The organism is Roseicella frigidaeris (assembly GCF_003258945.1).
Taxonomy (GTDB): Bacteria; Pseudomonadota; Alphaproteobacteria; order Acetobacterales; family Acetobacteraceae; genus Paracraurococcus; species Paracraurococcus frigidaeris.
Map to the genome: position 1 here is coordinate 1 of NZ_QLIX01000057.1, position 7857 is coordinate 7857.

5 protein-coding genes are annotated in these 7857 nt (G+C 67.9%); 1 reads left to right on the top strand and 4 read right to left on the bottom strand.

Annotated elements, in window-relative coordinates; translation table 11 throughout:
- Positions 1–89: 89 nt before the first annotated feature.
- From DOO78_RS26400 to DOO78_RS26415, 4 genes are read right to left on the bottom strand one after another with little or no spacing between them, the layout of a single operon-like run.
- Positions 90–683 carry an ABC transporter ATP-binding protein gene (locus DOO78_RS26400; RefSeq protein WP_111472863.1) on the bottom strand — a complete coding sequence of 198 codons (594 nt, stop codon included), beginning with the start codon at positions 681–683 and terminating at the stop codon, positions 90–92.
- On the bottom strand, positions 680–2020 hold the full coding sequence (locus DOO78_RS26405; protein ID WP_111472864.1) for a nitrous oxide reductase family maturation protein NosD: 1341 nt from the start codon (positions 2018–2020) through the stop codon (positions 680–682). The genes DOO78_RS26400 and DOO78_RS26405 overlap by 4 nt, the downstream gene beginning before the upstream one ends.
- Positions 2017–3972, bottom strand: coding sequence for a TAT-dependent nitrous-oxide reductase (gene nosZ, locus DOO78_RS26410; protein ID WP_111472865.1), 1956 nt, complete (start codon positions 3970–3972; stop codon positions 2017–2019). The genes DOO78_RS26405 and nosZ overlap by 4 nt, the downstream gene beginning before the upstream one ends.
- Positions 3973–3986: 14 nt before the next feature.
- Positions 3987–6347, bottom strand: a complete 2361-nt coding sequence (locus DOO78_RS26415; protein ID WP_243634806.1) for a NosR/NirI family protein — start codon at positions 6345–6347, stop codon at positions 3987–3989.
- 147 nt (positions 6348–6494) lie between these two features.
- Between DOO78_RS26415 and DOO78_RS26420 the strand changes: the two genes are divergently transcribed.
- Positions 6495–7400 (top strand): ferritin-like domain-containing protein, encoded by a 906-nt coding sequence (locus DOO78_RS26420; RefSeq protein ID WP_111472866.1) that lies wholly within the window; start codon positions 6495–6497, stop codon positions 7398–7400.
- Positions 7401–7857 lie beyond the last annotated feature (457 nt).

Genomic DNA, 7857 nt, shown 5'->3' on the forward strand with positions numbered 1-7857 from the left:
AACAGGCAGCAAACAAAGGCAGTCAGCACACCACCGCCAACCGGCAAAATCGTCCCCAGACCAGAAATCCCCCGTCGCGTGCGACTTCTTCAGCAGCCTGCTAACGCGTGTGAGGAGAGCAGGACGGTGGTGCCGCCGCCGGCCAGCACCGCCAGCATGTCGTAAAGCCCATGGCGTACCGCGGGGTCGAGCCCGGTGGTCGGCTCATCGAGCAGCAGGGCGCGCGGGCTGCCGAGCATCGCCTGCGCCAAGCCAAGTCGCTGGCGCATGCCCTTCGAGTAGCCGCCGACCCGTCGCCGCGCCGCCTCGGACAGGCCGACGCGTTCGAGCAGATCGTCCGCCACCGCGGCCCGCTCGCGCTTTAGTCGGGCGAAGAAGCGCAGGACCTCCCGCCCGGTCAGGGACGGGTTGAAGCTGGCGTTCTCCGGCAGCCAGCCGAGCCGCTGGCGCGCGCCGGCGACGCCCGCAGCCGGATCCTCGCCCAGTACGCGCAGGCTTCCGGCGCTCGGGCGGATGAGGCCGAGCATCAGCTTCATTAGCGTCGTCTTGCCTGCGCCGTTGTGGCCGACCAGCGCCACGCGGGCGCCCTGCGGCAGGCTGAAGGAGACGTCGCGCACCGCCTGCACCGCGCCGTAGCGCTTTGCGACTCCCTCCAGCTCGATGACCGGCAGGTCGGCCTTCATGGCTGCCAGCCCGAGCCGACCTCGGGCGGCGGCGGCGGCGCGACCAGGGGGTGGCTGTCCACCACACCACCGGGGAGGATGGCGGGGAACTGCGACTGCGCCCAGCGCAGCACCTGCACGGCGGGGCTGTTCAGCAGCAGCTTGGCCCGCGGCGCGGTCCACAGCACATGGTCCACCAGATCATTCGGCCGGTAGGCGGCATCGGCGACGCCGTCGCCATTCAGGTCGAAGGCCGGGTCATCGGACCAGTAATTGCCACGCCCGTCGCGCGACCAGTCGAGGTGCCGAGTGCCGACATACTTCACCTGGTTGCGGTTGCCGATGAAGGCGTTGCCGGTGATCCGGTTGCCTTCCGACCCGGCAGTGAAATGCACACCGATGCCGCACCCCGCGAAGTGGTTGCCGGTGAAGCGGTTGTTGTTGGCGTTGTAGATGAAGACGCACTTGCCCGGGGTCGGGCCACCTGCCTCGCCCGCGGCGAGGGCGGCATGCTCACGGTCCTCGGTGCCGCCCTCGTCGCGGCGGGTCAAGGAGGGGCGGCCGATGACCTGGTTGCCTGTGATCTCCGAGCCGTTGGCGTAGTTGAACAGCAGCCCGTGGTCGCGGTCGCCCTCGGAGAGGTTGCCGCGCACGACCAGCCGCTGCGAGTACATGATGGCGTACCCAGCGTGGTTGCCGAAGGAGGCGTTGCCGCTGACCTCGCTATCGTTGGTGTACATGTAATGCACGCCGAAGCGGAGGTCGCGGAAGCGGTTGCCAGCAAAGACATTGCGCTGGCTTGCCTTCACGAAAATGCCGTCCCGGCCGTACCGGATGTCGTTGCCTTCGACGCGTGCGCCCGGCGCGTTCCAGACGCTGACTCCGTCGCCGTGCTCCGACGTCCGCCCGCCCTGGCGACCGACGATGGTATTGCCGCGCACCAGGGCGCCCGGCGCGCCATGGATGTAGACGCCGAAGAGGTCGCCCTCCATTCGGTTGCCCTCGACCACCGCCCGGGCAGCGGACTGCTCAAGGAATACCGCACTGTCCATGCCATCAAGGCTGGAGCCGGAGCCACGCAGCACAAGGCTGCGCACTGCGGCGCTCGCAGCCACGACAGTGACGATGCTGCCCCGTCCCGGCCCTTCCAGGACCGCCCCGTCCCGCCCCTCCAAAACGACCGGGCGGTCGAGACGCACCGGCCCCCGGTGGATGCCCGGCAGTAGCTCAAGCACCTCGCCGGGCGCCGCCGTCTCGACCGATGCCTGCACATCCTCCCCGGGCGCAACGGAGCGCGCCACGGCCGGCCAGGCCGCCACGGTCAGCAGGAGGGCAAGGCAGGCGGCGCGCAGCCTCACGCGTTGCGCGCCTCCACCAACATGCGGCCTTTCATCTCCATGTGCATGGCATGGCAGAACCAGGTGCAGAAGTACCAGTAGACGCCCGGCCGCTCCGCCCGGAAGGTGACGGATGCGGTCGCCTGCGGTTGGATTTCCATGCTGATGCCGTAGTTGATGATGGCGAAGCCGTGGCAGAGGTCGGCGACGTCGTCGATGTTTGTGACGGTGACCGTCACTTCATCGCCCTGCTTCACCTGGAACTCCTCGAGCCCGTACTGCGGCGCCGAGGAGGTCATGTAGACCCGGACCTTGTTGCCGTCCCGGATGACTTTACTGTCGGTCATTAGGTCCACGCCGTCCGCCTGTGCCCGTTTCACCGCGTCCTGGAAGAAGGCGTCGTCGCGCTTCCAGGTATCCACCGGGTTGATCTTCGATCGGTGGACGATGGTTGCGTCATGCGGCTCGGCGTAGCTCGGGCCGTCATGCACCAGCACCATGCGGTCGCCCGAGATGTCGATGAGCTGGTCGTTCTCCGGTTTCAGCGGGCCGACGTTGAGGAAGCGGTCCTTGGAGAACTTGTTCAGCGAAATGAGCCACTTGCCGTCCGCCTCCTTGGTCTGGCCCATGGAGGTGTGGTTGTGGCCGGGCTGGTAATGGACATCGAGCTTCTGGATGATCGGGTTTACCTTCTCGCCCTTGAAGGCGCGCCTGGCTGCCTCGATGTTCCACTTCACCACCTGGCTGTCGATGAACAGCGTGGTGAAGGCATTGCCCTTGCCATCATAGGCAGTGTGGAGCGGGCCAAGGCCGAGCTCCGGCTCCGCCACCACGGTGTCGCGCGGCTGGATCTTGTCGTCGAATAGGTCATCGAACTTGCGCACGTCGAAGACGGTGACCGTCGGCGACAGCTTGCCGTTCGCCACGACGTGGATGCCGTCCGGGGCGGTATTGATGCCATGCGGGCTGTTGGGCACCGGGACGTAGCGGGTCAGCTTCGATCCCTTGGTGCCGTCCAGCACCGGCACGCCGCCGATCTCGCGGTAGTCCTTGCGTCGGACCGCGTCCTCGATGCGCTTCAGGTTGAAGATGACGACCCAGTCCTGCTCGTTGGCCATCATCCCGGCGAGATTGACAGCGCCTTCCGAGTTGTAGCAGGTGGCGAAGGAGTATTTGCCCTGGTAGTCCGCGTCCGTGTTGTCGAGGTTGCCATCGACGATGACCTGCCAAGCGACCTTCATGGTGTCGCCGTCCACGGCCGTGTAGATGGAGCGATAATTCTCCGGCTTGTCGAGGTCGCGGCCGTCGTTCGGGATGGGCACCCGGTCCTCGCCGTTGCAGAACACGTAGCCGGTGCGGGGGTATTTCTGCACCCGCAGCCCGTGCACGGTGGCCTGGTTCGGCAGCTGGATGATCTTGTCACAGCGCATCACGTCGAGGCGGATGCGGGCGACGCGGGTGTTCAGCTTGTCGTTCACGAACAGGTAGCGGCCGTCATAGGTGCCGTCGGTGAAGGACAGGTGCGGATGGTGCAGGTCGCCGGCGTCATAGGTCTGCCTGCCGATGCTCGCCAGGTGGTCGCGAGACTCGGGCGTCAGCCCCTCGGTCAGCACCTTCAGGCTCTCGTTGGTCTGGCCCCAACCGGTGGCGCTGTCGCGGTTGAACACGGGCACCCGGATCAGCTCGCGCATGGACGGCAGGCCATAGATGCGAACCTCGCCGGACTGCCCTGAGGAGAAAAAGACATAATACTCGTCGAGTTCGCCTGGGCGGACCTCGGAGCTCTGGCGGCCGGGCTGGGCGGCCTGCGACCGCGCCTGGGTCTGCGGCCGAGTTTGCGCCTCCGCATCTGGCACGGCCCCGACGAAGGGCGAGAGGGCGGCGCCGCCCGCTAACCCAGCAGCGCCCGCGGCCGCCGTGGTTCCCAACAGCTTACGGCGGTTCAAACCCTTGTCCTCGTTGTCGGCCGGCATGTTTCTCTCCTGGCTCATTGCCCTAGGGCGGTGGGCACATCGCCCTTGGCCGCGGTGCGGGTGATGATGGTTTTCGGGCCTTTAGCGCCGGGCAGCGGCACCGCGGACATGGCGATCTGCTTCTCGCGCTTCAGCCGCCGCTGAATGTTGTGCGGGCAGCGGTCCTCGGCGCGGTACAGCTCCTGGCAGTGCATGCAGTAAATGCACTCGTTCGGATTGATGTTGCCCTCGGGGTGGATGGATTGGACGGGGCACTCGCGGGCGCAGCGCTGGCAAGGGCTACCGCATTCCGGCCAGCGCTTCAGCCACTCAAAGGTCCGCATCCGGCCGGGGATGGCGAGCGCGGCGCCGAGTGGGCACAGGTAGCGGCAGAAGAAGCGCTCGACGAAGAGCCCCGCCAGCAGCAACGCCACGGCGTAGAGCGTGAAGGGCCAGTCGCGGATGAATTTCAGGATAATGGCGGTTTTGAAAGGCTCCACCTCGGCCATCTGCTCGGCCATGCCGATGGAGTGGAAGGACACCCCGAACAAGACCAGGAAGATGACGTATTTAATAGGCCAGAGCCGTTCGTGCAGACCCCAGGGCAGGGTGAGTTGGGGCACCCTCAGCGCTTGCGCCACCGTCGCTAGCAACTCCTGAAGCGCGCCGAAAGGGCAGAGCCAGCCGCAGAAGACGCCGCGGCCCCAGAAGATCAGCGCCGCCGCCACGCCGCACCACAGGACGAAGATCAGTGGAGCGGTCAGGAAGTAGTCCCAGTTGAAGCCGGTCAGCAGCGAGTTGGTGAAGGTCAGGACGTTGACGACGGAAAGCTGCGCGTTGGCGTACCAGCCGAGCCAGACCAGGGTCCAGAGCAGGAAGCCGCGCCGCACCCAGCGGTACAGCTTCGGCCGCCGTACCAGCTGGTCCTGGAAGAAGAAGATACCGGTCAGGATCATCAGGGCGAAGGCGGTGACGCCGATGTCCGAGGTCTTCGACCACCAGATCCGTTGCCAGAGGGGTTCGTCGAGCGGCCCCTGAGTGGCCGTCTCAGGCCCGGCGCCGACCGATGGCGAGGGCTGGGCCGGGGCGGCGGCCGGGGTTGGCGCCAGCGCAGGCGGTGGCGGGCGGACGAGGTACTGGTCGGGCAGGCGGTAACCCAGTTCGAAGGTCAGGAATGCCTTGTCGCGCGCGCCGGTCGCCCGCTGCACCAGCAACTGGAGCTGCCAGGGCTCCACCGGGTCGAGGCCGAAATCCGGCGGGACGATGAAGAGCCCGATCTCGGGCAGGCGCGGCGCCCCAGCGGCGGCGATGTCGCCAAGCCTGGTGTGGTCGCGGTCGCGGAAGCGCAGCGTCCGGCCATCCTGGACGAGTTGGACGCGGTCGAAGATGCCGCCGCGGACGTAGCCGGAACCCTTGAAGGAATAGGCGCCTTCGCCTGCCACCAGGATCGCCTGCTGGCCGGGTTGCAAGCGGCTCGCCAGGCGCTCGTAGGCCGCTTCGCCGAGCAGGCTACGGCCCACCGTCGGCACGCTGACCGGGGCGGCGTAGAGGTCGATGAAGGTGTCGTCTGGGTCGCCGGGTTCGGGGTTGTCGGCAGCGGCCTGGTTGCCGCTCCGGGCGAATGCCTCGTTCACCTCGCCGATGGACAGGTGCAATCGGCGAATCGAGCCGTCGCCGAGCAGGCTGTCCCAGTCGTGCACCTCGCCGGGGCCGGGGGCGAGTGTCGGCACCGCCTGCACCTGCGGCAGCGCCGAGCCTGGCGTCGCACCCGCGGGCACGACGCCCAGGCGCCCGGCCCGCAACAGCTTCACAGTGGAGCGCACGACGCTGTCGGCGATGACCAAGACGGTAACCGTGGCGCCGCTGACGATGTCGGCCTGTGGCGGGCGCTGCTCGCCCCGCGCCACCGGCCCCATCGCAGCACCCACTAGGTGGTTCAGTGCCCCAATGATCCGGTGTTGGGGGATGCCGATGAGCACGATCGGCTCGTGGTGCTCCATCAGGCTGATGCCGCGGATGACGCCATCGGTGTCGGCAGCGACCACAATCGCAATGGGCTTGCCGGAATAGCCGGTCGCATCCGTCACGTCGGTATTCAGCCAGACATGGCCGACGAGTCGGTCCATGGCGAAGACCGGCGCGAGTGGCGGATCCCCCTGCGGCGGCCCGATCCGGTCGGCACCAGGGAAGATCTCGCCTGGTTGCACCCTGGGCAGGAACTCGGACAGCCGCGCAGCCGAGGCGGGGGGAACCGCGAAGCTCAGCAGAAGGGTCACCAGGACGACGACCCAGCGGCATCGGGCACCTACGGCGAACAGCAATACGCCCAAGCAAGCCATCTCCGGGACGGTGAGGTGGGACTGCATAATCCCGGTGGACTTCGCATCCTGGCCCATGTGGCCCCAGCCATCTTTGATCTGCCGCAATCAGCAGTCGGATAATTTGTGACACGCTCCCTCCGCGTTGGCCGGGCAACGTGGGTCCGGCGCTCGCGTTTCACGGGAAGGCGAACGCATCGAAAGAAGCCGGAGGGAGAGCCCCCGATGTCACTGCTGAAGGCGGAACCACCGGCTCCGGTCTCGTCGCTGCCGGAGCTGTTCGCCATCGCGCACGCGCTCGAGGAGGAGGCGGCCAGCCGCTACGCCGCCTTGACGGAAGAGATGGAGGCGCTGGGGTTGCCCCGGGTCGCAGCGGTATTCCGGCACCTCGTCGACGAGGAGCGTGGGCACGCCCAACACGTCGAGGACTGGGCGCTCGGCGCAACCGGTGCCTGCCCCGACCATCGTCTGATACGCTGGCAGCCGCCCGAGACTATCGACGAGGAGGAGGCGCGCCAGATCGCCTCGTCCCGGCTGGCCAGCGCCTACCGTGCGCTCTCCATGTCGGTGCGCAACGAGGAGCGGGCCTTCGCCCTCTGGACCTATATCGCCGCCCAGGCCGAGGCGCCGGAGGTCCGCGAGGCGGCGGAGCGGATGGCAGGCGAGGAACTACGTCACGCTGCGCTGTTGCGGCGCGAGCGGCGTCGCGCCTACCGGGAGGAGCGGGGCATCGCCGCGGGGGCCGAAGTGCCGTCGCCGCTAGCGCGGGCCACAGCGGCGGAGTGGCGACTGGCCTCGCTGCTGCCGACGCTCGCGGAAGCCGAAGGAAATGCGACGCGGGCCGCGGAATGGCGTCGCCTGGCCGGTGAGGCGGCCACTATGGCGGCCGAGACGGCGGCGCTGGCCGGGGGGGAAGCTCCCCTGGACAGAACGGCGGTATCTCAGGGCACCCTGGCGGATTGTTTGAACGCGGCCTGGCACGCGACCGAGCAGGCATCCGAGGCATACCTGGATGCCGCCGACGCCGGGCGCGATGAGGGGGTAGTGCGGCAGCTCCAATCCATGGCGGAGCGGGCCATTGCCCAGGTGGCGGCGCTGCGGCACGCCGCCGGTGCGGACGGGACCAGATGAGAGCAGCACGAGCCACAGCCACGGTCCGCCACTTCTGGGCGAACCGCCCGGCCTCAGGCCCGTTGGGGCGGGCGGCTCGGCGCGTTCCGGAGCATGGACGATGAGGACAGCGTCCAGATTGTAGCACTACTGACCGGAGTTCTGGCGGCCCCGCCCGGCTGGGCGCAGACCTCGCCGGGCCAGGGCGGGGCGGCTCGACACCCAGGAAGCGCCTAAAGTGGAATGCTCGTGGGTGGCGCACCCCAGCACATGGCCGTCAGAGTGCGGGCGCCAGAAACCTAGATCCGGGGCGGCTTGGCGTGGCTCAAGGATGTCGCGCTGGATGGCGGACGTGTGTGGTCACCAATCCCGGCCAGCGGCGTGCTTGTTGAATGCCAGTGAGAGCTGACCCGGGATTGCCATGAGGAATTGACCCGGGTTGTGGATGGAGGAGCGGGGTTTTCGGTCTGGTCAGGTG